Raw genomic sequence first — 21,202 nt, 5'->3', positions numbered from 1 at the left:
CTGGCGTCGGCTCCGCGAGGCGCCGGACGGCTAGGCTGGGGCGGTGATCGATCCACGTCTGCTGTACGAGTTGGACCCCGAGCTGTGGGAGCGGATGGCGGGCAAGCAGCCGGTGCTGATCCACCTGCTGGAGGGCTACGTCGACGCCGGTCAGACGGGGCGGGCGCTGGCCAGGCACCTGCAGGCCCACAGCGAGCACGAGACGCTGGTCCGCTTCGACCACGACGTCCTGCACGACTACCGCTCCCGGCGGCCGGTGATCACCTTCGACACCAACACCTGGAAGTCGGTCAGCCACTTCGCCCTCGAGATCAGCGTGGGCACCGACACCCGCGGGCAGGAGTACCTGCTGCTCACCGGCCCCGAGCCCGACGTCCAGTGGGACCGCACGGTGGCCGCGCTGAACCACCTGGTCACCGGTCTGGACGTCTCCATGGTGGTCACCGCCTACGGTGCCCCGATGGCGGTCCCGCACACCCGCCCGACGCTGATCACCGCGCACTCCACCGACCCCTCGCGGGTGACCGACAACCCGCGGATGGTGGACCGGGTGGACGTGCCGGCCAGCTTCAGCGCCTACTGGGAGCTGGCCCTGGGCAGCCACGACCAGCTGGCCATGGGTTTCGCCGCCCTGGTGCCGCACTACCTCGCCCAGGCCACCTTCCACCAGTCCGTGGTGACCGTGATCGAGCGGATCAACGCCGAGACCGGCCTGGCCCTGCCGACCACCGACCTGCAGGAGCGGGTGGAGGCCAACCTGGCCGAGATCAACGCCGAGATGAACGGCTCGCCGGAGGTGCTGGAGGTCGTCTCCTCCCTCGAGGCGCAGTACGACGCGATGCAGGCCGCTCCCGAGGAGTACCTGCCCAGCGCGGAGGAGCTCGGCGCGGAGTTCGAGCGCTTCCTGGCCGACCAGGCCAAGGACGACGAGTGACCCGGCGCCGCCTCGGGGGAGCACGGGTGGCCCGGCTCCGCCCTGACGGACGACGCGTGGGCAGCACCGTCGTGGGGGGCTGCTGAGTGCCGGCCTCGGTGCAGGAGCTGACGGCCCTGCTGGAGCTGGAGGAGATCGAGCGCACGCTGTACCGGGGGAGCCAGCCGGCCACCTCGTTGCAGCGGGCCTTCGGCGGCCAGGTGCTGGCCCAGGCCCTCACCGCGGCCCAGCAGACGCTGCAGGGGGAGCAGACGGTGCACTCGCTGCACGCCTACTTCCTGCGGCCCGGGCGCACCGACTCCCCGATCATCTACGACGTCGAGCTGCTCCGCGACGGCCGCAGCTTCGCCACCCGGCGGGTGCTGGCCCGGCAGGGCGGCTCGGTGATCTTCACGGTGTCGGCCTCCTTCCACGTCGCCGAGGCGGGGCTGGAGCACCAGGACCCGTTCCCCGCCGACGTCCCCGCCCCGGAGGACTGCCCCCGGCTGAGCGAGGCGATGGCTGCCCAGAGCGGGCGCCGCGCCGCGGTCTGGGAGGCCGAGTGGGGGGCCCTGGACGTCCGCTACGCCGGTGACTCGCGCCGCGGCGGCGTCCTGGACGGCACCGACCACCCGGCCCGGGCACGGGTCTGGATCAAGGTGGCCGGCGAGCTGCCCGACTCCCCGACGCTGCACCAGGCCGCCCTGGCCTACGCCTCCGACCTCACCCTGCTGGCGGTCAGCGTGGTCCCGCACCCGGTGGTCTTCGGCGGGCCGGGGCTGCAGGCGGCCTCGATCGACCACTCGATGTGGTTCCACCGGCCCTTCCGCGCCGACCAGTGGCTGCTCTACGACCAGGTCTCGCCCTCGGCGCGCTCCTCGCTGGGGCTGTCCACCGGCCGGCTCTACCAGGACGGCCAGCTGGTCGCCACGGTGGCCCAGGAGGGCCTGATCCGCGTCATCGACCCCGCCTGACCCCTGCCCGGCTGTATCTCGTCGAGGTGTCTGCCGGTGTGGCGCGGCGTGTCGTGGGTCACCGCGCCGACGACGTACACGTCCCCAGGGAGCGCCGTGTGCGGCGGGGCCGGCCGAGGCGGCTGCGACGGCCGCGAGCGCGGACGTCGGCGCGGACCAGATGGCGGCAGGTCGGACGGGCCCGGCCTCGGGAGGCCACCTGGTCGGCCCTGATCGCGTGTACGTCGTCGGCTCCGTGCACCGCGACACGCCGCGCCACGCCGACCGTGATCCCGATGACACACAGCCGTCCAGGGGCGGGACGCAGCAGGGCCCGCCCGGAGCGATCCGGACGGGCCCTGGGGTGCCGCTGGCTCAGGCGGCCAGGCTGCTGTGCTGGCGGAGCACCGCGATCGCGCTCCGTTCGATCTGGCGGACCCGCTCGGCGGTGATGCCCCAGACCGCGCCGATGTCGGCCAGCTTGGCCTGGCGACCGTCGAGCAGGCCGTAGCGGCGGCGGACGACGTCGGCGGAGCGGTCGTCGAGGTGGGAGAGCATGCCCTCCAGCCGCTTGGACTCCTCGGCGTCGAGGACGACCTCGTCCGGACCCGGCATCGGCTCGCGGGCGATCAGGTCGCCGAGGGCGGTGTCGCCCCCCTCCTCGACCGGGGCGTCCAGCGAGACGTGCTCGCGTCCGTAGCGCATCAGGTCGAGCACCTTGTCCGGCTCGACACCCATCTCGTCGGCGATCTCCTCGATGTCGGGCTCACGGCCCAGTCGCCGCTCGAGCGTCCGCCGGACGGCGCCGACCTGGTTGACCTGCTCGGCCACGTGCACCGGCAGCCGGACGATGCGGCCCTGCTGGGCCACGCCGCGGCTGATGGACTGCCGCACCCACCAGGTGGCGTAGGTGGAGAACTTGAAGCCCTTGGTGTAGTCGAACTTCTCCACCGCGCGGATCAGGCCGGTGTTGCCCTCCTGCACCAGGTCGAGCAGCGGCATCTGCGCGCGGCCGTACTTGCGGGCCACGGAGACCACCAGCCGCAGGTTGGCGGTGATGAAGCGCTGCTGGGCAGCCTGCCCCTCCGACGCCAGCCACTCCAGCTCCTCGCGGGTCGCCTTGCGGTAGCCCCGGGGGCGGTCCTTGACCTTGACGGTCCCGGCCAGCAGCTGCTCGGCGTACAGACCGACCTCGATCGTGCGCGCGAGCTCGACCTCCTCCGCCGCGGTGAGCAGCGGGGTCTTGGCGATGCCGTCGAGGTACAGACCGACCGCGTCCTTGCCGTCGATCCCCTCGGTGGCCCGGATGCGTCCCTGTGCGTTGCTGGTCACGAGTGGTGCCCTTTCGTTGGTGACACCGGTACAACGCACGAGGAGCTCCCAGTGTTTCCGGAGGGCCCCTGAAGAGTCCCTGAGCGCCGGTAGGGGTCCGCGGTGCCACCTGCCGGCGCCCGGGGTCAGACCTGGGTCGTACCCGAGACCTGGTCGATCAACCAGGCCAGCTCGAAGGCGGTCTCCCGCCAGCCCTCGTAGCGGCCCGACACCCCGCCGTGGCCCGCGACCATCTCGGTCTTGAGCAGCACCGGACGGTCCGGGCCGTTGCGCACCCGCCGGCGCAGCTGGGCGACCCACTTGGCCGGCTCCACGTAGTAGACGCGGGTGTCGTTGAGGCTGGTGGTGGCCAGGATCGCCGGGTACTCGACCTCGGCCACGTTCTCGTAGGGGGCGTAGGAGGCCATGTAGTCGTAGACCTCGGCGTCGTGCAGCGGGTCGCCCCACTCCTCCCACTCGATCACCGTGAGCGGGAGGTCGGGGTCCAGGATCGTGGTCAGGTTGTCCACGAAGGGCACCGCGGCGTGCACGGCCCGGAAGGCGTGCGGGGCGAGGTTGGCCACCGCGCCCATCAGCAGACCGCCGGCGCTGCCGCCCTCCGCGGCCAGCCGGTCGTGGCTGGTCCACCCCTCGGCGACCAGGTGCTCCGCGCAGGCCACGAAGTCGGTGAAGGTGTTCCTCTTCGCCAGCTCCTTGCCCTGCTCGTACCAGCTGCGGCCGAGCTCGCCACCGCCGCGGACGTGGGCCACGGCGTGCACGAAACCGCGGTCCAGCAGCGAGAGCCGGGCGATGGAGAAGCCGGGGTCCATCGGGATCTCGTAGGAGCCGTAGCCGTACAGCAGGGCCGGGGCGGAGCCGTCGGGACGGACGTCCTTGTGGTGCACCAGCGAGATCGGCACCCGGACGCCGTCCGGCGCGGTGGCCCAGATCCGCTCCTGGACGTAGTCCTCGCTGCGGTAGGGCCCGTGCACCGGGTGGTCCAGCACGGGCGCCCGCTTGAGCAGCCGGCGCTCCCCGGTGCTGACGTCGGCCTCCATGATCGACATCGGGGTGACCAGGGAGGTGAAGGCGAAGCGGAACACCTCCGCGTCGACGTTGGGGTCGCCCAGGTTGGAGACGGTGTAGAGCGGCTCGTCGAAGGTCAGGTCCGAGCCGGGCAGCAGCTCCCCGGCGGCGTCGCGGGGCATCAGGTGCAGCCCGGTCAGCCCGTCGCGGCGCAGCGAGACCAGGACGTGCCCGGCGTAGGCGTCGACGTCGAGCAGCCGGACGCCCTCGCGGTGCGGCAGCACCTCGCGCCAGTCCTCGCGGCGGGAGGCGGTCAGCGGGGCCTCGGCCAGCGCGAAGTCCAGCGCCCCGTCGTTGTGCACCACCAGCAGCCGGTCCCCGGCCACCTCCACGTGGTACTCCACGCCCTCCCGGCGCGGCGTGACCAGACGGGGCTCGCCCTCGGGGTCGTCGCAGGAGAGCAGGTGGTACTCCGAGGTCAGCTTGCTGCCGATGCCGATCAGCACCCAGCGGTCGTCGCGGCTGGAGTCCACCCCCACCCAGAACCGCTCGTCGTCCTCGGTGAGGACCACCGGGTCGTCGGCGGCCGCGGTGCCGAGGCGGTGGCGCAGCACCTGGAAGGGACGCCAGGCCTCGTCGGCGCGGGTGTAGAAGAGGTGCTGGTCACCGCCCCAGACCGCCCCGGCGGCGGTGTCGGGCACCTCGTCGGCCAACCGCTCACCGGTCTCGAGGTCGACGAAGCGCAGGGTGTAGCGCTCGTCGCCGAGGACGTCGGTGCCGAACGCGAGCCGGCGCCCGTCGGGGGAGACCGCGAAGGTGCCCAGGCTGAAGAACTTCTCCCCACCGGCCTCGGCGTTGCCGTCCAGCAGCACCTGCTCCCCGGGCAGGCCGTCGGGGCCGGCGGTGGACAGGTCGGGCGGGGTGGCGTCGGCACCGGCGGCCAGGCGGCACTGGATCGGGTACTCCTGGCCCTCCACGGTCCGGGCGTAGTACCACCAGGCCGAGACGCCCTCGCCGGTGGTGTGGCGCACCAGGGTCGGCACGGTGAGGTCGGTCTCCCGGGTGCGCGCCCGGATGTCGTCGAAGATCTCCTCGCGCAGCCCGGCCAGGTGCGACGTCTGCTGCTCGGTCCAGGCGTTCTCGGCCTCGAGGTGGGCGATCACCTCGGGGTCCTCCTTGTCCCGCAGCCACTCGTAGTCGTCGACGAGGACGCGGCCGTGGTGCTCGCGGACGTGCGGACGGACGGGGGCGACGGGGGGCTGGGTGGGGACGTCGGGCATGGGGACCACCCTAGGCCGCTGCGGGGTGCCGCCACCGCGCCGTTCGCGGGCTCCCGTCCGGTCTCAGCCGTCGGGAGGTGGTGGCAGCCGGCGCACGGTGAGGGCCTGGGCGGCGGAGCCGAACCCGCCGTCGACGTCGTGCAGCGTCGAACCGGTGGTGCCGGCGCCGGCGGGGCCGATGACCTGGGTGGTGTCGAGCCCCAGCCAGCGACCTGTCGGGCGGCGGTGCAGGTGCACGGCGAGGTCGGTGTTGGGGAACATCCAGCGGCGGGGGTCGGCACGCACCGCGACCCCGTTGGCGGTGTCCACCAGGCCCATCAGCGCCGTGGTGTCGTCCACCTCCTCGTCGGCCACCAGGTCCGGCCGGGCGCGCAACCAGACCCGGCTGCGACCGGGGACGGCGTCCTCGGCCCCGCGGATCTCCAGGCTGGCGATGAACCCGCCGGGCCACTGCCGGGTGGCGTCAACGAGGGGCAGCGAGGACGGCGGCGGGAGGGGCTCGGGGGCGCCGCCGGCCACCTCGCTGGTGTCGGTCACTAGCACCCGCCAGACCGCCGCCCGCACCACCACCCGGCCGCCGACCTCGACCACGGCCTCGACCAGCTCGATGGTGCGTCCCGGGCGCAGGGTGCGCACGGTCACGGTGGTCTCCGCGGCCGGGATGACGCCGTAGACCTCGTAGCCCAACCGGGTGGGCTGCAGCTCGGGCCGGGGTCGGTGGCGGGCCACCTCGGCGGCGACCAGTCCGCTCACCGCGGCCAGGTGCTGCTCCCCGGGCTGCCAGGCGCCCTGGGCGTGCAGGGTCGGCACGAAGCGGTCCGGCCCGCTCCGGCGGTAGTAGGCCGGGGCGTCGGCCTCCAGGCCGGCCGGGTCGGGCAGGGAGCTCACCGCAGCGACTGTAGGGCAGCCGGCCCGGCGGGTCCGGTGTGGCCGGGGTCGCCAGTGGGCAAGGATGAGGGCATGGGTGCGGATGTGGAGGCGCGCAGCTACACGCGCGAGGACCGACGGCGCTACCGGGACAAGGTGCAGACCGACCTGGAGGCGCTGCGGCGGATGCTCGCCGAGGGGCTGGTCGTCGACGCCGACACCCAGGCCGGTCTGGAGGTCGAGTTCAACCTGGTCGACGCCGACCTGCAGCCGGACATGCGCAACACCGAGGTGCTGGCCGCCATCGACGACGACGCCTCCTTCCAGACCGAGCTGGGTCGCTTCAACGTCGAGATCAACCTGCCGCCGCAGTCGCTGCGCAAGGGCGGGCTGACGGCCTTCGAGGTCCACACCCGCGATCTGCTGACCGCCGCCGACGAGCGGGCCTCCTCGATCGGCTCCCGGCTGGTGATGGTCGGCATCCTCCCCACCCTGATGCCCGAGCACGTGCGCGCGGACCAGATCTCGGAGAACCCGCGCTACTCGCTGCTGGACGCCCAGATCCTGGGCGCCCGCGGGGAGGACCTGGTGATCGACATCGACGGCGGCCGGGAGCGGCTGCAGATGGTCTCGGACTCGATCATGCCCGAGGCCGCCGCGACCTCCACCCAGGTGCACCTCCAGATCGACCCGGCGGACTTCGGTGCGGTCTGGAACGCCTCGCAGGCCGTGGCCGGGATCCAGGTGGCGCTGGGGGCCAACTCGCCCTACCTGTTCGGCCACCGGCTCGGCGCGGAGAACCGGATCCCGCTCTTCGCCCAGAGCACCGACACCCGCGGGGAGGACCTCAAGGCCCAGGGCGTGCGTCCCCGGGTCTGGTTCGGCGAGCGCTGGGTGGAGACGGTCTTCGACCTGTTCGAGGAGAACGCGCGCTACTTCTCCGCGCTGCTGCCCGAGTGCAGCGACGAGGACCCGATGGCGGTGCTCGACGCCGGCGGGGTGCCCGAGCTGCCGGAGCTGTCCCTGCACAACGGCACCATCTACCGCTGGAACCGGCCCATCTACGACGTCAGCGACGGCGCCGCCCACATCCGCGTCGAGAGCCGGGTGCTGCCCGCCGGGCCCACGGTGCTGGACACCATCGCCAACGCCGCCTTCTTCGCGGGCGTGGTGCGGGCCCTGGCCCGCGAGCCCCGCCCGGTCTGGCGCGAGATGAGCTTCCTGGCCGCCCAGGACAACCTGGACAACGCCGTGGCCGACGGCATCGACGCGGTCGTCTACTGGCCCGGTGCCGGACAGGTGAAGGTGGGGGAGCTGGTGCTGCGCCGGCTGCTCCCGCTGGCCGCCGAGGGGCTGGCCGAGCAGGGGGTCTCCGGCGCCGAGGTCGACCGCTACCTCTCGGTGATCGAGCAGCGGTGTCTGCTCGGGCGCAACGGGGCCACGTGGCAGACTGCCCACGTCGGGGCCCGCGAGGCGGCCGGCGAGTCGCGCGAGCGGGCCCTGCACGGCATGCTCGGGGAGTACATCGACCTGATGCACACCGGCGAGCCGGTGCACACCTGGAAGGAACGCTGATGGCGATCGCGGTCGGATTCACCACCAAGCCCGAGGGGCAGGCAGCCCTCAGCACGGCCGTCAGCGAGGCCCGGCTGCGGAACCTGTCGATCGTGGCCGTGGTGCCCGAGGACGCCGACCTCGAGGCCGCCCGCACGCAGCTGGCCGAGTCCGGGGTCCCGCACGAGGTGCGCCCCTGCCAGGACCTCCAGCCGCTGGCCGACGCGCTGCTGGAGCTGGCCGAGACCTCGACGGTGGAGTTCATCGTGATCGGGCTGCGCCGCCGCACCCCGGTGGGCAAGCTGCTGCTGGGCAGCAACGCCCAGCGGATCCTGCTCGACGCCCCCTGCCCGGTGGTCGCGGTGAAGGCCCGCACCGACGGTTGAGGCCCCGCCGCGACCCGGTGGCCACGACCCCGGGACCGTGCCGGAGTTGGGAAGTTGGGGAGCCCGTGACAAGATGGGCGTCTGGCCCGTGGTTGACAAGACCCTGACCTCGCATGCCCTGACAACTGTTCGAACCCAACCGAGAGGTTGTTTGTGACGCCTTCAGAAGAGCGCAACCCCGTCTCCGTCTCCGCCGCGGCGACCGCTCGCTCCAGCCAGGTGAGTGCTGCGGCGGACGCCGCCCCTGCGACCCGCCCGGCGAAGAAGGCCACCGCCCCCGCGACGGGGGCCGCCGCCAAGAAGGCCCCGGTCAAGCGGGCCCCGGCCAAGAAGGCCGCACCGCGCAAGACCGCCGCCAAGGACCTCGCCGAGACCACCACCACCGAGGCCGTGCTGCAGGCCGGCATGGACGTCGAGGTCGAGCTGGACGGCGACCACGTCAAGCTGACCGTGGCCGGCAAGAAGCGGACCCTCGACGACGTCGACGAGGCCGCCTTCAAGCCCGAGAAGGCCGCCACCCTCGAGAAGGAGCTGGTCGAGGAGACCCAGGGGTTCACCCTCTCCGAGGCCGACGACGCCGACGAGCCCGAGCAGCAGGTGATGGTCGCCGGGGCCACCGCCGACCCGGTCAAGGACTACCTCAAGCAGATCGGCAAGGTCGCGCTGCTGAACGCCGAGCAGGAGGTGGAGCTGGCCAAGCGGATCGAGGCCGGTCTCTTCGCCGACGAGCAGCTGGGCGACCCCGCCGCCAAGGTCAAGGAGGCCCAGCGGGACGACTTCACCTGGATCGTCGAGGACGGCCGCCGGGCCAAGAACCACCTGCTCGAGGCCAACCTGCGCCTGGTGGTGTCGCTGGCCAAGCGCTACACCGGTCGCGGCATGCTCTTCCTGGACCTGATCCAGGAGGGCAACCTCGGTCTGATCCGCGCGGTGGAGAAGTTCGACTACACCAAGGGCTACAAGTTCTCGACCTACGCGACCTGGTGGATCAAGCAGGCCATCACCCGCGCCATGGCCGACCAGGCCCGCACCATCCGCATCCCGGTGCACATGGTCGAGGTCATCAACAAGCTGGCCCGCGTGCAGCGCCAGATGCTGCAGGACCTGGGCCGTGAGCCCACCCCCGAGGAGCTGGCGCTCGAGCTCGACATGACCCCGGAGAAGGTCGTGGAGGTGCAGAAGTACGGCCGTGAGCCCATCTCGCTGCACACGCCCCTCGGTGAGGACGGCGACTCCGAGTTCGGCGACCTGATCGAGGACTCCGAGGCCGTGGTGCCCGCGGACGCGGTGTCCTTCACCCTCCTGCAGGAGCAGCTCCACGACGTGCTGGACACCCTCAGCGAGCGCGAGGCCGGTGTGGTCTCGATGCGCTTCGGCCTGACCGACGGCCAGCCGAAGACGCTGGACGAGATCGGCAAGGTCTACGGCGTGACCCGCGAGCGGATCCGCCAGATCGAGTCCAAGACCATGTCCAAGCTGCGTCACCCGTCGCGCTCCCAGGTGCTGCGCGACTACCTGGACTGACCGGGACGGGGGACGTCCACCTCGGGTGGGCGTCCTCCGACGCGACGAGGGCCCCGTGCGGATCGCACGGGGCCCTCTCTGCGTGGGGGAGCCGCCATCGGGGGTGCCACGGACCGAGGCCTTCAGCGTGGATCCGTGCACCGCGACGGTGTCACGACGGAGCTCTTCGGGGTGGCACTCCCCGGCCGTGGTCCCTGGATCGGCTCCGCCACCCCCCGCCGGCCAGCGGTGCGCGGTCTGGCGTGCACGACGAGCGGGCTCCGGTCGCGCGCTCGGGCGCGCACGGACGCCGCGCGCTCGCTGGGCGCCCCGTCACCCCCGATCGAGGGGCTGCACGGGGAGGAGGGGTGGTGGCGGTCCTCGTCGAGGATCCGGCGCAGGATGGTCTGGATCACGAGCGGGTCCGTGTCGACGCGGCGGAACCGGGGCACGACGCTCGACACGAGCCACCGCCACCGGTCGTCGTAGTTGGTGATGCGCGGGCACAGCCGTCCGCCGAGCCCACGCGGGTTGGCACGGCCGAGGGTGTAGAGGTAGAACGACGTGAAGTGCTCGATCGCCCGGCAGGGGCCGCGCGTCTCGAAGGTCGTCGCCGACCCGATCGAGACGACCGGGGCGTACCGGCCGGAGAGGCGGTCGAACCTGGGCTGCACGACGAAGCGCTGCTCGTGCTCGAGGAGGATGAGGTTGCCCTCCCAGACGAGATCCCGTGCCCGTCCTCGAGCCGCCGGCGACGCCGTCGCGTCCTCCAGCACCCAGCGGCCCCGGTCGAGCGCCTCGAACGCGGCCAGCACCGGTGCGTAGCCACGCTCGCCCCGCAGGAGGGTGCGGAGCAACCCGATGCCGGAGGTGACGTAGGCGAGGTGGACCCAGAACAGGTCGTCGAAGATGGCGTTGTTCGTCGCCCGGAGCGTGTTCGCGTCCTGCGTGAGCACCCGCCACCTCCCGGGCCTGCGCAGCTGGGCGGCGGAGCCCCTGAACGAGCTCTGGAGGTGCAGCGGGAGGAGGGCGACGCGGACGTGGTGCGACGCGATCGCCGCCATGCCGGCCCACTTGAAGGTCGTGGGCAGAGCCATGTAGGCCCAGGCGTAGCACGACGAGATCTGCCGGTTGCGGTCGCCGGCACAACGCTCGTCCACCAGGAGCCCCTCGACCACGGCCTTCCAGCCGGCGATCGTCAGAGGAGGGCCCTGCTGCTGGATGGAGCCGAGTGCACGAAGCAGCCGATCACCCCCGAAGCCCTCCTCGGTCAGCACCCGACGGCTCCGCACGGGCCTGACTCGTGTGGTGTCCAGCCTCCGCGCCCTGCTCAGGAACCCTGGAGGGTGCTCGTACCGGGGCGGGAGGGACGTGGGACGCACCGTCACCGACCGGGCGGAGCGGGTCCCGGTCATCGCCGGGCTCCCCGGACCGGGCTGCGGCTGTCGCACGGTTCGCACCGTGCTCCACCCAGTGTCGTCATGTGTGCCTCCTCGATGGTGTGAGGGGCAACCCCCTCACCACCTCTGACCGTCGTGGGACCTCGATCGTGAGCCTGACTGGTGCATCGCGGCCGCGGTGAGAGCAGCCTCACAGCAGGAGGTCGTCGAGGGCACCTGGGGCGATGTCCGGAGGCGGAACCGTCCAGCACCCGGACCTACCGATGTCTTCAGGTGACGCCCGGATCTCGCAGGGTCCACCCGTCGGGCGGTGGACGCGCGCGAGCAGCAGCCGCAGAAGGGGGTCCGACCTCGTCGTGCTCCGGGCGCAGCACTCGCTCCGCACCCGGGTTGCACCCGACGTCGTGCTGGTGTGGTGAGCCACCGACAAGCCGTTCACGGCACGGCCGGCCTCCGGAAGGACGGGGCCAGGGATCGTTCCTCGATCGCACGCCACTGAGCGATCGGGAGGGGTGCGGCCGGTCGCCAGGTTCAGCCGTGCCGCTGGCGCCCGTGCCCGGACGCCAGCGGGATGCGGTGCCGCCTCCCGGCGAGGCGTCGACGGCGGACGCAGATCCGTCCGCACCCTGCCCGTGGTCGACGGCGGAGGGCCCGGTGCATCCCTACGCCACCGCCGCGTCATCCACCTCCGGGTCGAGGATCCGGGGTCGGCCCCGTGGCCCACCGCTCACGCGACGTGCCTGACCTGCTGCTCCAGCTGCGGACGACGCTCGGGACGGCCGCCGCTGACGAACTCGTGCCGAGGCTGCTGGACCGAGGTCAGCGACACGATGTCGCGTCCCAGGAAGAACGCGGTCAGCCAGACGAAGGCGACCCGGATCTTGCGTTCCCAGGTGGGGATGGCCAGGACCTGGTACCCCCGGTGGATCAGCCAGCCGCCGAGTCCGGTGACGACCACGGGCCCGGCCTCGAACACCCCCGTCCCCAGTCCCAGCGTCGCGACGGTCCCGAGACTGCGGTGGCGGTACGGCCGGGGCTCCGACCCCCGGAGCGTCCTGGTGATGTTGCGGGCGAGCCGTCGTCCCTGTCGGACGGCGTGCTGCGCGTTGGGCACCGTGTAGACGTAGGGCGGGGACGCGGTGCGCGTCAGGTCCGGCACCGCGGCGGCGTCGCCCGCCGCCCAGGCGTCCAGCACCGGGTGGTCGACCGTGCCGACGCGGAGGTCAGGGCGCACGACGACCAGGCCGCGCTGGTTGACGGGCAGGTCGGTGTGCTTGGAGATGACCGGGTTGGCCGCGGTCCCGGCCGTCCACACGACCAGTCCGGACTCGAAGCGCTCGCCCGAGGACAGCACGACCTCGCCCCCGACAGCCGAGGTGACGGTCGTCCTGAGGTGGACGCGGGCGCCCCTGCGCTCGAGCGACCGGACCACCCGCGCGCCGGTCGTGGCGCGGACCTCGGGCAGGATGCGCTCGCTCGCCTTCACCAGGTGGAAGCGGACCTCGTCCGCGGAGATCTCCGGGTACCTCTTCAGGGCGGCGCGCGAGAGGCTCAACAGCTCCCCGAACCCCTCGGCACCGGCGAAGCCACCCCCGACGAACGTGACGGTCAGGGCCTTCGTGCGCGCCGGCCCCTTCGGCAGGGCAGCGGCTCGGTCGAGCGCGGTGAGGAACGCATCGCGGATCGCCACGGCTTCCTCGACGTGCTTGAGCCCGAACGCCACCTCGGCGATGCCCGGCACGGGCAGCGTCCGGGTGACGGCTCCCGCGGTGACCACCACGACGTCGTAGGACAGGTCCACCTCCCGCCCGTCGTTCATCCGGGTGTGGACGACCCTGCTGGCGTGGTCGATGGACGTCGCACGTCCGGCGAGCACGGTGGTCCGCCGCAGGTGCCGGCGCAGCGACACGGCCACGTGGCGCGCCTCGATCGAACCCGCAGCCACCTCCGGCAGGAACGGCTGGTAGGTCATGTAGGGACGGGGATCGAGGATCGTCACGTACGCCTCGGACGGCTTGAGGCGCTTCTCGAGGTGCCACGCGGCGTAGAAGCCTGCGTAGCCGCCACCGACGACGAGGACGTGTGGGGTACGGAACATGGACGATCCTCCAGATCTCGATCCCGTGCGGGGTCTCACTGTCCAGGACAGCGCTGCGCGGTCGGATGTGACGGGTGGGACGGGAGATGTCCGTCACCCGTCCGCGCGCCCGGTCTGCTGAGGACGCCCGCGTAGCCTCGAGGCATGGACCGAGGACTCATGCTCAACGACGCCGACTGCGGGTTCTGCACGCGCACCGCCGCGCTGGTGCCGCGGCTGGGCGTCGACATCGACCGCTCCACCGTGCAGTCGGCCGACCTCGCGGCGCTGGGCGTCGACGAGGACCGAGCGATGGTGGAGATGCCGTACGTCCACCCCGACGGCCGTGTCGAGTACGGCCACCGGGCCTTCGCGGCGATCCTCCGCACCGGTCCGCTGCCCTGGCGCCTGGTCGGGCGGCTGATGACGACGAGGCCCGTCGACGCGCTGGCCCGACGCGCCTACCACTGGGTCGCCGCGAACCGCTCGCGGCTCCCCGGCGGGACGGTCGCCTGCTCGATCGACGCCCGCTGAGTCGTCCCCGCGACCGCGCACCGTCCGCGCAGCCCGGCGCGCCCCTCGTCGGCGGGTCGTGGCGGGCACGGCACCGGGGTCGGGTGTGCTGCTGGTGCGCGGGGGGAGGCGGCTCCGCGGCGCGACCACGTCGTCAGGCCGGTGGTTGGCTCACCCACCGGCACCGAGCCCGTCGGGACGTCCGGCTCCGGTAGGTGCCCCGTGGACGCGAAGAGGGCCCCGCGCGGATCGCACGGGGCCCTCTCAGCGTGTGGGAGATCAGCTCAGCTTGCTGGTCTCGTCCTGGATGTTCAGCGCGACCTGCTTCAGACGGTCGGCGTGCTCCTTGCCGTGGTGGCCGCAGAACAACAGCTCACCTCCGCTGGCGAGGGTGACCCTCATGTAGGCCTGGGCGCCGCAGCGGTCGCAACGATCGCCCGCGTTGAGAGCGGGGGCGTCGTCAATCACAGTTGTGCTCACGTGAGGCCTCTCTTTCACTCTGGGTCCTACCCATTGTCTCAGTGGTCCACCGGTGTGACCCGCTGATGTCAACATGCAGGCGGGCCATCCTGTTCCACCCCGCTGCAGCCGAGTACGACGAGACTACATACCCGCCCCCAGCATCCCGGCCAGCCACCACCAACCTGTTGCACAGTTGTCACCGGACGGACGTGCCGCGCGGCTTCCGGGCCGGGCTGGGAGGGCTGGCTATCGTGGGCCGGTGCCCGAGCGACGCGAGCCCCTGACCACCGACACCCGCGACTACGAGGCACGTCACCTGCTGGTGCTGGAGGGTCTGGAGGCGGTCCGCAAGCGCCCGGCGATGTACATCGGCTCCACCGACACCCGTGGGCTGATGCACTGCCTGTGGGAGGTCATCGACAACGCGGTGGACGAGGCCCTGGGCGGCTTCGGGGAGCAGATCGACGTCACCCTCGGGCCCGACGGCTCGATCGAGGTCGTCGACCGCGCCCGCGGCATCCCGGTGGACCGCGAGCCGCGGACCGGGCTCAGCGGCGTCGAGGTGGTCTTCACCAAGCTGCACGCCGGCGGCAAGTTCGGCGGCGGCTCCTACAACGCCGCCGGCGGTCTGCACGGCGTCGGCGCCTCGGTGGTCAACGCGCTCTCGGCCCGTCTCGACGTCGAGGTCGACCGGGCCTCGGCGACCTGGGGGATGTCCTTCCGGCGCGGGGTGCCGGGCACCTTCGCCGGCGACGGACCGGACGCCCCCTTCACCCCCGGCGGCTCGCTGGAGAAGCTGCGCCGGGCGAAGAAGGGCGCCAGCGGCACGCGCGTCCGCTACTGGCCGGACCGCCAGATCTTCCACCCCGGCTCCGAGCTCGACCTGGAGCAGCTGACCTCCCGGGCCCGCCAGACCAGCTTCCTGGTCCCCGGGCTGGCCCTGGTGATCACCGACGCCCGGTCCGGCGAGCCGGTCACCGAGGTGCACCGCCACGACGGCGGCATCGCGGAGTTCTGCGAGTTCCTGGCCCCGGACCGGGCGATCACCGACACCGTCCGGCTGCAGGGGCGCGACACCTTCACCGAGACCGTGCCGATGCTGGACGACTCCGGCGCCCTGAACCCGACCGACGTCGAGCGCACCCTCGACGTCGACGTCGCGCTGCGCTGGGGCACCGGCTACGACTCCCTCACCCGCTCCTTCGTCAACATCATCGCCACGCCCAAGGGCGGCACCCACGTCACCGGTTTCGAGCGGGCCCTGACCCGCACGGTCAGCAAGGTGCTGGAGGGCACCCGGCTGCTGAAGTCGGGGGAGGAGGTGACCAAGGAGGACGCCCTGGAGGGGCTGACCTCGGTGGTCACGGTGCGCCTGGACGAGCCCCAGTTCGAGGGCCAGACCAAGGAGGTGCTGGGCACCCCGGCGGTCAGCCGGCTGGTGGCCAAGGTGGTGGAGTCCGAGCTCAGGGAGTTCCTCACCTCCAGCAAGCGGGAGGAGAAGGCGCAGGCCCGCGCGGTGCTGGAGAAGGTGGTCAACGCCTCCCGCGCCCGGGTCCAGGCCCGGGCCAGCCGGGAGGCCCAGCGGCGCAAGAACGCCCTGGAGTCCTCCTCGCTGCCGCCCAAGCTGGCTGACTGCCGCAGCACCGACACCGAGCGCAGCGAGCTGTTCATCGTGGAGGGCGACTCGGCCATGGGCACCGCCAAGCTGGCCCGCAGCTCGGAGTTCCAGGCGCTGCTGCCCATCCGCGGCAAGATCCTCAACGTGCAGCGCGCCTCGGTGGGGGACATGCTCAAGAACGCCGAGTGCGCCAACATCATCCAGGTGGTCGGGGCCGGCACCGGCCGCTCGTTCGACCTGGACGCGGCCCGCTACGGCAAGATCATCTTCATGGCCGACGCCGACTCCGACGGCGCCCACATCCGCTGCCTGCTGGCCACCCTGTTCTTCCGCTACCTGCGTCCGCTGGTGCAGGCCGGGCGGGTCTACACGGCCGTGCCGCCGCTGCACCGCTTCGAGCTGAGCAACCCGCGCAAGGGCCAGGAGAAGTACGTCTACACCTACTCCGACGCCGAGTACCAGCGCAAGGCCGCCGAGCTGACCAAGAAGGGCCTGCGCTTCAGCGAGCCGCAGCGCTACAAGGGGCTGGGGGAGATGGACGCCGACCAGCTGGCCGAGACCACGATGGACCCGCGCCGACGCGCCCTGCGCCGGATCACCATCGACGACGCGGCCGCGGCCGAGCGCACCTTCGAGATCCTGATGGGTGACGAGGTGGCCCCCCGCAAGGAGTTCATCGTCGACGGCGCCTACGCCCTGGACGCCGAGCGCATCGACGCCTGAGCCGGGTCGCGGACCCCACCGGGCTGGCCGCGTCTGGTGCGGCCGGGACCACGCACCGAGGCCGGACGCTGGTCCGGCGAGGGACCCTCACGGGTCCCTCGCCGGCACGACCGAGTATGCACGCATGCAACGTTTCACTACCCAAGAGCCAGCCAAGAACTTCTGCGACTCCCCGGAACGCCCTCGTCGCAGGGCTCCGCGGAGGGTGGCGACTCTCCTCGTCCGGTCGCCTCCAGCCGGGCGCTGACGACATCTCGGGGCCACTGGCCGTCGGAGGCGGCCGGCGGGGACGCGAGACGCAGCCGAGGGCCGGGCGGCCGGGGTGCGAGAGAGGCGGCCCGGGCCGGGGGTCAGTCCACCTGCTCCAGCAGGCCGGAGTCGACGTCGTAGAGGAAGCCGCCCACGGCGGCCCGGCCGGTGATCAGCGGGTGGGAGCGGAGCTGCTCCAGGTCGGCCTCCAGACGTCCGCGCTGGTCGGGGTCGGCCCCGATGTCCAGCCCGTCGACGTCGAGGCCGGTGGCGTCCCGGATCCGCTCGACGATCTCCTCGTCGGTCCCGCTGGCCATGGCGCACCGGGTGTGGGGGACGATCATAATCCGGTCCACGCCGAGCAGCTGCACCGCGAGGACGCAGCCGACGAGGGCGTCGGGGGTCAGGTGCGCCCCGGGCGTGCGGAGGATCTTCGCGTCGCCGTGGGTCAGACCCAGCATGGCCAGCGGGTCGATCCGGGAGTCCATGCAGGTGACCATGGCGACGCCGGCCCGCGCGATGCCGTCGAAGCCGGACACCTCCGCCGAGGCGGCGTAGCGGCGGTTGGCCTCGAGCAGGTCGTCGAAACCGGGGCCGGGGGTCGTGCTCTGCTGCATGGCGCCGACTGTAGCCAGGTCCCCGGGCGACGGCCGCCCACCGCTCAGCGGCGAGACCCGATGCCGGCCAGGGGCTGGCTGACCGGCTGACCGGAGCCGTCGCGACGGGGGTCCGGAGCCGGGAGCTCCACCGGCGCCCCGGAGGCGGCGGCCGCCGCGGGGGCCTCGCCCACCCAGGCCGACAGCAGGACGTCCTCGCCCTTGAGCAGGCGCATGCAGCGCATCCCGCCGGTGGCGCGCCCCTTGCCGGGGTAGACCGCCAGCGGGGTCACCTTCACCGAGCCGACGTCGGTGCCCGGCAGCGCGCTGGAGCTGCCCGCGACGGTGACCACGTCGGCGTCCTCGCCGACGGCGCCGAAGAAGACCACGCCGGCGCCGGGGGCGAGCTTGACGCCGGCCATGCCGCCACCGGTGCGTCCCTGCGGCCGCACCACCGAGGCGGGGAAGTGCAGCAGCTGGGCGTCGCTGGTGACGAAGACCAGCTCCTGGCGGTCGGGGTCGCCGAGCTCGACCGCGCCGACCACCTCGTCGCCCTCGCGCAGGCTGATCACCTCCCAGGCGTCCTTGCCGAGCAGCTCGGGGTTGACCCGCTTGACCACGCCCTGGCGGGTGCCGAGGGCCAGCCCGGGGGAGGAGGGGTCGAGGCTGGTCAGCCCGAGCACGGACTCCCCGGGATCCAGCAGGACCAGCTCGCCCAGCGGCACCCCGCCCTGCAGGTTCGGGGCGGAGGCGGTGGCCGGGAGCTGCGGGAGGTCCAGGGCCTGCACCCGCACCAGCCGGCCGGCCGAGGTCAGCACGCCGACCTCCCCGCGAGCGGTGGTGCGGACGCGGCTGACCACCACGTCGTGGGAGGCGCGGTCCCCGCCGGTGGGCAGCTCGTCGCCGCTGCTGGTGCGGGCCACCAGCCGGGAGCTGGACAGCAGCACCCAGCACGGGTCGTCGGCCACCTCCAGCGGGGTGGCCGAGCTGGTGGCGGTGACGCCGCTGGAGGCCAGCAGCACGGTCCGGCGCGGGGTGCCGAACTGCTTGGCCACGTCGGCCAGCTCGTCGGAGACCGTCTGACGCAGCACGGACTCGTCCTCGATCACCCGGTTGAGCGCCTCGATCTCCTCGGTCAGGCGGTCCCGCTCGGCCTCGAGCTCGATCCGGGAGAAGCGGGTCAGCCGTCGCAGCTGCATGTCCAGGATGTAGGTGGCCTGGGCCTCGGTCAGCTCGAAGACCTCCATCAGCGACGCCCGGGCCGCACCGGAGTCGTCGGAGCGGCGGATCACCGCGATCACCGAGTCGATGTCGAGGATGGCGATCAGCAGCCCCTCGATCAGGTGCAGCCGGTCCACCGCCTTGTCCCGGTCGAAGCGGGTGCGCCGCAGGGTGACCTCGAGCCGGTGGGCCAGGTACACCTCGAGCAGGTCCTTGAGCGGCAGCGTCCGCGGCTGGCCCTCCACCAGGGCCACCGAGTTGATCCCGAAGGACGTCTCCAGCGCGGTGGAGCGGTACAGCTGCTCCAGCAGCGCCTCGGGGTTGAAGCCGTTCTTGACCTCGATCACCAGCCGCGTGCCCTGGGCCAGGTCGGTCAGGTCCTTGACGTCGGCGACGCCCTGCAGCTTCTTGGCCTGCACCAGCTTCTTCAGCTGCTCGATCACCTTCTCCGGCCCGACCGCCAGCGGCAGCTCGGTGACCACGATGCCCTTGCGCCGCGGCGAGGTCTGCTCGATCCGGGCCCCGGCCCGCATCCGGAAGGAGCCCTTGCCGGTGGCGTAGGCCTCGCGGATGCCGTCCAGCCCGACGATCTTGCCCCCGCCCGGCAGGTCCGGTCCGGGCACGAAGCGCATCAGGGTCTCCAGCCCCGCGTCGGGGTGCACCAGGAGGTGGCGCAGCGCCTGCACCACCTCGACCAGGTTGTGCGGCGGGATGTTGGTGGCCATCCCCACCGCGATGCCGCTGCTGCCGTTGACGAGCAGGTTGGGGAAGGCGGCGGGCAGGACGCTGGGCTCGCGCTCCTTGCCGTCGTAGTTGGGCCGGAAGTCGACGGTGTCGCGGTCCAGCCCGGAGGTCATCGCCAGCGCCGCCGGGGCCATCCGGCACTCGGTGTAGCGCATCGCGGCCGGGCCGGAGTCCGGCGAGCCGAAGTTGCCGTGGCCGTCCACCAGCGGCAGCCGCATCGTCCACGGCTGGGCGGTGCGGACCAGGGCGTCGTAGATCGCGCCGTCCCCGTGGGGGTGGTACAGACCCATCACCTGGCCCACCACCCGGGCGCACTTGACGTGGCCGCGGTCCGGGCGCAGACCCATCGCGTCCATCGTGTAGAGGATGCGGCGCTGGACCGGCTTCAGACCGTCACGGGCGTCGGGCAGGGCCCGGCTGTAGATGACGGAGTAGGCGTACTCCAGGAAGCTCGTCTGCATCTCCGAGGAGACGTCGACGTCGAGGATCCGCTCGGTGAAGTCGTCGTCGCTCGCGTCGGCGGGCGCCTTGGTACGGGCCATGGACAGTGGTGCTCCTGATCAAGGGCTCACGCACCCGGGCAGGCGCGCGCCCGCCCATTGTCCCCGCTCCGGACGTCCTCGGCCGACAGGCACGCGGGACGCGGAGCCGGGCCGTCGCCGTCCGCGGGCGGCGCGGTGCCGGGACGGGTCAGCGCCGGGAACCGGCGGGCTCGCTCAGGCCCCGGCGCAGCAGCGGCAGCAGACCGCGGCCGTCGGGGGCCCGGACCTCGATGGCCGCGCCCCGCTGCCCGGAGGTCTGCTGCTCGTCCAGCCGGGTGACCGGCGTGCCGTGGGCCAGCACCTGCTCGGCCGGGGTCAGCTCCCGGATGCCGATCACGCGCACCCGGTCGGGGAAGCGCGCGGCGAACTGGTTGTACAGCGTCGGGTCGTGCTGACCGTCGTCGCCGACCAGCACCCAGGAGATCCGCGGGAAGTCGTGGGCCAGGGCGAACAGGCACTCGAGCTTGTGCTTGGGGCCGCTGCGGAACCAGCCGGTGTTGGTCGGCCCCCAGTCGGTGAGCAGCAGCGGGCCGCGGGGGAAGGAGTGGTGGCCGAGGAAGCGGTTCAGGGTGCCCGCGGTGTTCCAGGCGCCGGTGGAGACGTAGACCACCGGGGCGCCGGGGTGCTCGGCCAGCAGCTCGCGGTACATGTCGGCCATCCCGGCCACCGGCTGGCGCGCCGACTCCTGCAGCACGATGGTGTTCCAGAACGCCAGCAGCGGGCGGGGCAGCGAGGTGGAGATCACGGTGTCGTCGATGTCGCTGACCACCCCGAAGGTCTCCTCGTCGTCGAGCACCATCACCTCGACCTCGCAGGGGTCGGACCCCTCGGTCTGGATGGTGACGGTCTGCCAGCCCGGCTCCATGCCGTGCTCGAGGATGCGCAGGTCCAGGTAGCCGTTGCGGCTGACCACCGCGGTGCTGACCCGCTCCCCGGTCCGGACGGTCACCTCGGCGCGGACCACGGGGGCGTTGAAGAAGTTGCGCCAGCCGCGCCGGTCCAGCGTCTCGGCCACCGGCAGCGGCACCACCTCGTCGGTGGGGGTGAGCACCACCCGGGCCAGCACGCGGACGAACTCGCGGTTGCCGTAGCCGGTGTAGCCGACCACCTTCTCCCGCCACCCGAGACGTCGCAGCACCCCGTTCAGGGAGTTGTTGATGCGGTCCTCGAGACGAGCGGCGATGAAGGGACGTTCCGTCATGCTGCCGACCCTAACGGACCCGGGCGACGCGCCCCCGCCGTCCCGGTGCGGCGCAGCGGTGGA

General features: G+C 72.6%; 16 protein-coding genes. 7 read left to right on the top strand and 9 right to left on the bottom strand.

Annotated elements, in window-relative coordinates:
- Window positions 1-43: 43 nt before the first annotated feature.
- Both BLT52_RS16275 and BLT52_RS16270 read left to right on the top strand, forming a co-directional pair.
- The gene (locus tag BLT52_RS16275) at window positions 44-934 is read left to right on the top strand and encodes a PAC2 family protein (RefSeq protein WP_090595001.1); all 891 of its coding nucleotides are present in this window, start codon (window positions 44-46) and stop codon (window positions 932-934) included.
- A gap of 98 nt (window positions 935-1,032) precedes the next feature.
- Window positions 1,033-1,887: an acyl-CoA thioesterase gene (locus BLT52_RS16270; protein ID WP_331712549.1), complete on the top strand. Its 855-nt coding sequence runs from the start codon at window positions 1,033-1,035 to the stop codon at window positions 1,885-1,887.
- A gap of 354 nt (window positions 1,888-2,241) precedes the next feature.
- Here the strand turns inward: BLT52_RS16270 and BLT52_RS16265 are convergent, their stop codons facing one another.
- From BLT52_RS16265 to BLT52_RS16255, 3 genes are all read right to left on the bottom strand, one after another.
- Window positions 2,242-3,198: a sigma-70 family RNA polymerase sigma factor gene (locus tag BLT52_RS16265; RefSeq protein ID WP_090594998.1), complete on the bottom strand. Its 957-nt coding sequence runs from the start codon at window positions 3,196-3,198 to the stop codon at window positions 2,242-2,244.
- A 125-nt stretch (window positions 3,199-3,323) separates the two neighbouring features.
- Complete coding sequence (locus BLT52_RS16260) at window positions 3,324-5,483, bottom strand: S9 family peptidase (RefSeq protein WP_090594997.1); 2,160 nt, start codon at window positions 5,481-5,483, stop codon at window positions 3,324-3,326.
- A gap of 63 nt (window positions 5,484-5,546) precedes the next feature.
- Window positions 5,547-6,371, bottom strand: coding sequence for an acyl-CoA thioesterase domain-containing protein (locus BLT52_RS16255; RefSeq protein WP_090594995.1), 825 nt, complete (start codon window positions 6,369-6,371; stop codon window positions 5,547-5,549).
- Between the two features lie 72 nt (window positions 6,372-6,443).
- On the opposite strand from BLT52_RS16255, the gene BLT52_RS16250 reads away from it, so the two are divergent.
- From BLT52_RS16250 to BLT52_RS16240, 3 genes are all read left to right on the top strand, one after another.
- Window positions 6,444-7,925 (top strand): glutamate--cysteine ligase family protein, encoded by a 1,482-nt coding sequence (locus BLT52_RS16250; protein ID WP_090594994.1) that lies wholly within the window; start codon window positions 6,444-6,446, stop codon window positions 7,923-7,925.
- Complete coding sequence (locus BLT52_RS16245) at window positions 7,925-8,290, top strand: universal stress protein (protein WP_090594993.1); 366 nt, start codon at window positions 7,925-7,927, stop codon at window positions 8,288-8,290. The genes BLT52_RS16250 and BLT52_RS16245 overlap by 1 nt, the downstream gene beginning before the upstream one ends.
- Before the next feature lie 153 nt (window positions 8,291-8,443).
- Complete coding sequence (locus BLT52_RS16240; protein ID WP_090594991.1) at window positions 8,444-9,814, top strand: RNA polymerase sigma factor; 1,371 nt, start codon at window positions 8,444-8,446, stop codon at window positions 9,812-9,814.
- Window positions 9,815-9,936: 122 nt separating this feature from the next.
- Here the strand turns inward: BLT52_RS16240 and BLT52_RS16235 are convergent, their stop codons facing one another.
- Both BLT52_RS16235 and BLT52_RS16230 read right to left on the bottom strand, forming a co-directional pair.
- Window positions 9,937-11,070 (bottom strand): DUF2515 family protein, encoded by a 1,134-nt coding sequence (locus BLT52_RS16235; RefSeq protein ID WP_157677186.1) that lies wholly within the window; start codon window positions 11,068-11,070, stop codon window positions 9,937-9,939.
- A gap of 850 nt (window positions 11,071-11,920) precedes the next feature.
- The gene (locus tag BLT52_RS16230) at window positions 11,921-13,291 is read right to left on the bottom strand and encodes an NAD(P)/FAD-dependent oxidoreductase (protein WP_090594988.1); all 1,371 of its coding nucleotides are present in this window, start codon (window positions 13,289-13,291) and stop codon (window positions 11,921-11,923) included.
- A gap of 144 nt (window positions 13,292-13,435) precedes the next feature.
- On the opposite strand from BLT52_RS16230, the gene BLT52_RS16225 reads away from it, so the two are divergent.
- On the top strand, window positions 13,436-13,804 hold the full coding sequence (locus BLT52_RS16225) for a thiol-disulfide oxidoreductase DCC family protein (RefSeq protein WP_090594986.1): 369 nt from the start codon (window positions 13,436-13,438) through the stop codon (window positions 13,802-13,804).
- Between the two features lie 258 nt (window positions 13,805-14,062).
- Here the strand turns inward: BLT52_RS16225 and BLT52_RS16220 are convergent, their stop codons facing one another.
- Window positions 14,063-14,263, bottom strand: a complete 201-nt coding sequence (locus BLT52_RS16220; protein ID WP_090594985.1) for a DUF7455 domain-containing protein — start codon at window positions 14,261-14,263, stop codon at window positions 14,063-14,065.
- A 241-nt stretch (window positions 14,264-14,504) separates the two neighbouring features.
- Between BLT52_RS16220 and BLT52_RS16215 the strand changes: the two genes are divergently transcribed.
- Entirely contained in the window at window positions 14,505-16,586 is a 2,082-nt protein-coding gene (locus BLT52_RS16215; protein ID WP_090594983.1) for a DNA gyrase/topoisomerase IV subunit B, read from the top strand.
- 350 nt (window positions 16,587-16,936) lie between these two features.
- Here BLT52_RS16215 and BLT52_RS16210 read toward each other — a convergent pair whose 3' ends face one another.
- From BLT52_RS16210 to BLT52_RS16200, 3 genes are all read right to left on the bottom strand, one after another.
- Window positions 16,937-17,452 (bottom strand): beta-class carbonic anhydrase, encoded by a 516-nt coding sequence (locus BLT52_RS16210; RefSeq protein WP_090594981.1) that lies wholly within the window; start codon window positions 17,450-17,452, stop codon window positions 16,937-16,939.
- A 44-nt stretch (window positions 17,453-17,496) separates the two neighbouring features.
- The gene (locus BLT52_RS16205; RefSeq protein WP_090594980.1) at window positions 17,497-19,938 is read right to left on the bottom strand and encodes a DNA gyrase/topoisomerase IV subunit A; all 2,442 of its coding nucleotides are present in this window, start codon (window positions 19,936-19,938) and stop codon (window positions 17,497-17,499) included.
- 148 nt (window positions 19,939-20,086) lie between these two features.
- Complete coding sequence (locus tag BLT52_RS16200; RefSeq protein WP_090594979.1) at window positions 20,087-21,139, bottom strand: App1 family protein; 1,053 nt, start codon at window positions 21,137-21,139, stop codon at window positions 20,087-20,089.
- Window positions 21,140-21,202: the final 63 nt, after the last annotated feature.

It is taken from the genome of Auraticoccus monumenti (assembly GCF_900101785.1).
Classification (GTDB): domain Bacteria; phylum Actinomycetota; class Actinomycetes; order Propionibacteriales; family Propionibacteriaceae; genus Auraticoccus; species Auraticoccus monumenti.
Note: the sequence above shows the minus strand (reverse complement) of the source record. Positions and strands in the feature narration are given on the sequence as shown.

What these genes read in the sequence shown, in the direction of transcription:
- BLT52_RS16260 (WP_090594997.1), bottom strand. Translation starts at nt 5,483, where the DNA reads ATGCCCGACGTCCCCACCCAGCCCCCCGTCGCCCCCGTCCGTCCGCAC.
- BLT52_RS16250 (WP_090594994.1), top strand. Translation starts at nt 6,444, where the DNA reads ATGGGTGCGGATGTGGAGGCGCGCAGCTACACGCGCGAGGACCGACGG.
- BLT52_RS16245 (WP_090594993.1), top strand. Translation starts at nt 7,925, where the DNA reads ATGGCGATCGCGGTCGGATTCACCACCAAGCCCGAGGGGCAGGCAGCC.
- BLT52_RS16230 (WP_090594988.1), bottom strand. Translation starts at nt 13,291, where the DNA reads ATGTTCCGTACCCCACACGTCCTCGTCGTCGGTGGCGGCTACGCAGGC.
- BLT52_RS16225 (WP_090594986.1), top strand. Translation starts at nt 13,436, where the DNA reads ATGGACCGAGGACTCATGCTCAACGACGCCGACTGCGGGTTCTGCACG.
- BLT52_RS16210 (WP_090594981.1), bottom strand. Translation starts at nt 17,452, where the DNA reads ATGCAGCAGAGCACGACCCCCGGCCCCGGTTTCGACGACCTGCTCGAG.
- BLT52_RS16205 (WP_090594980.1), bottom strand. Translation starts at nt 19,938, where the DNA reads ATGGCCCGTACCAAGGCGCCCGCCGACGCGAGCGACGACGACTTCACC.
- BLT52_RS16200 (WP_090594979.1), bottom strand. Translation starts at nt 21,139, where the DNA reads ATGACGGAACGTCCCTTCATCGCCGCTCGTCTCGAGGACCGCATCAAC.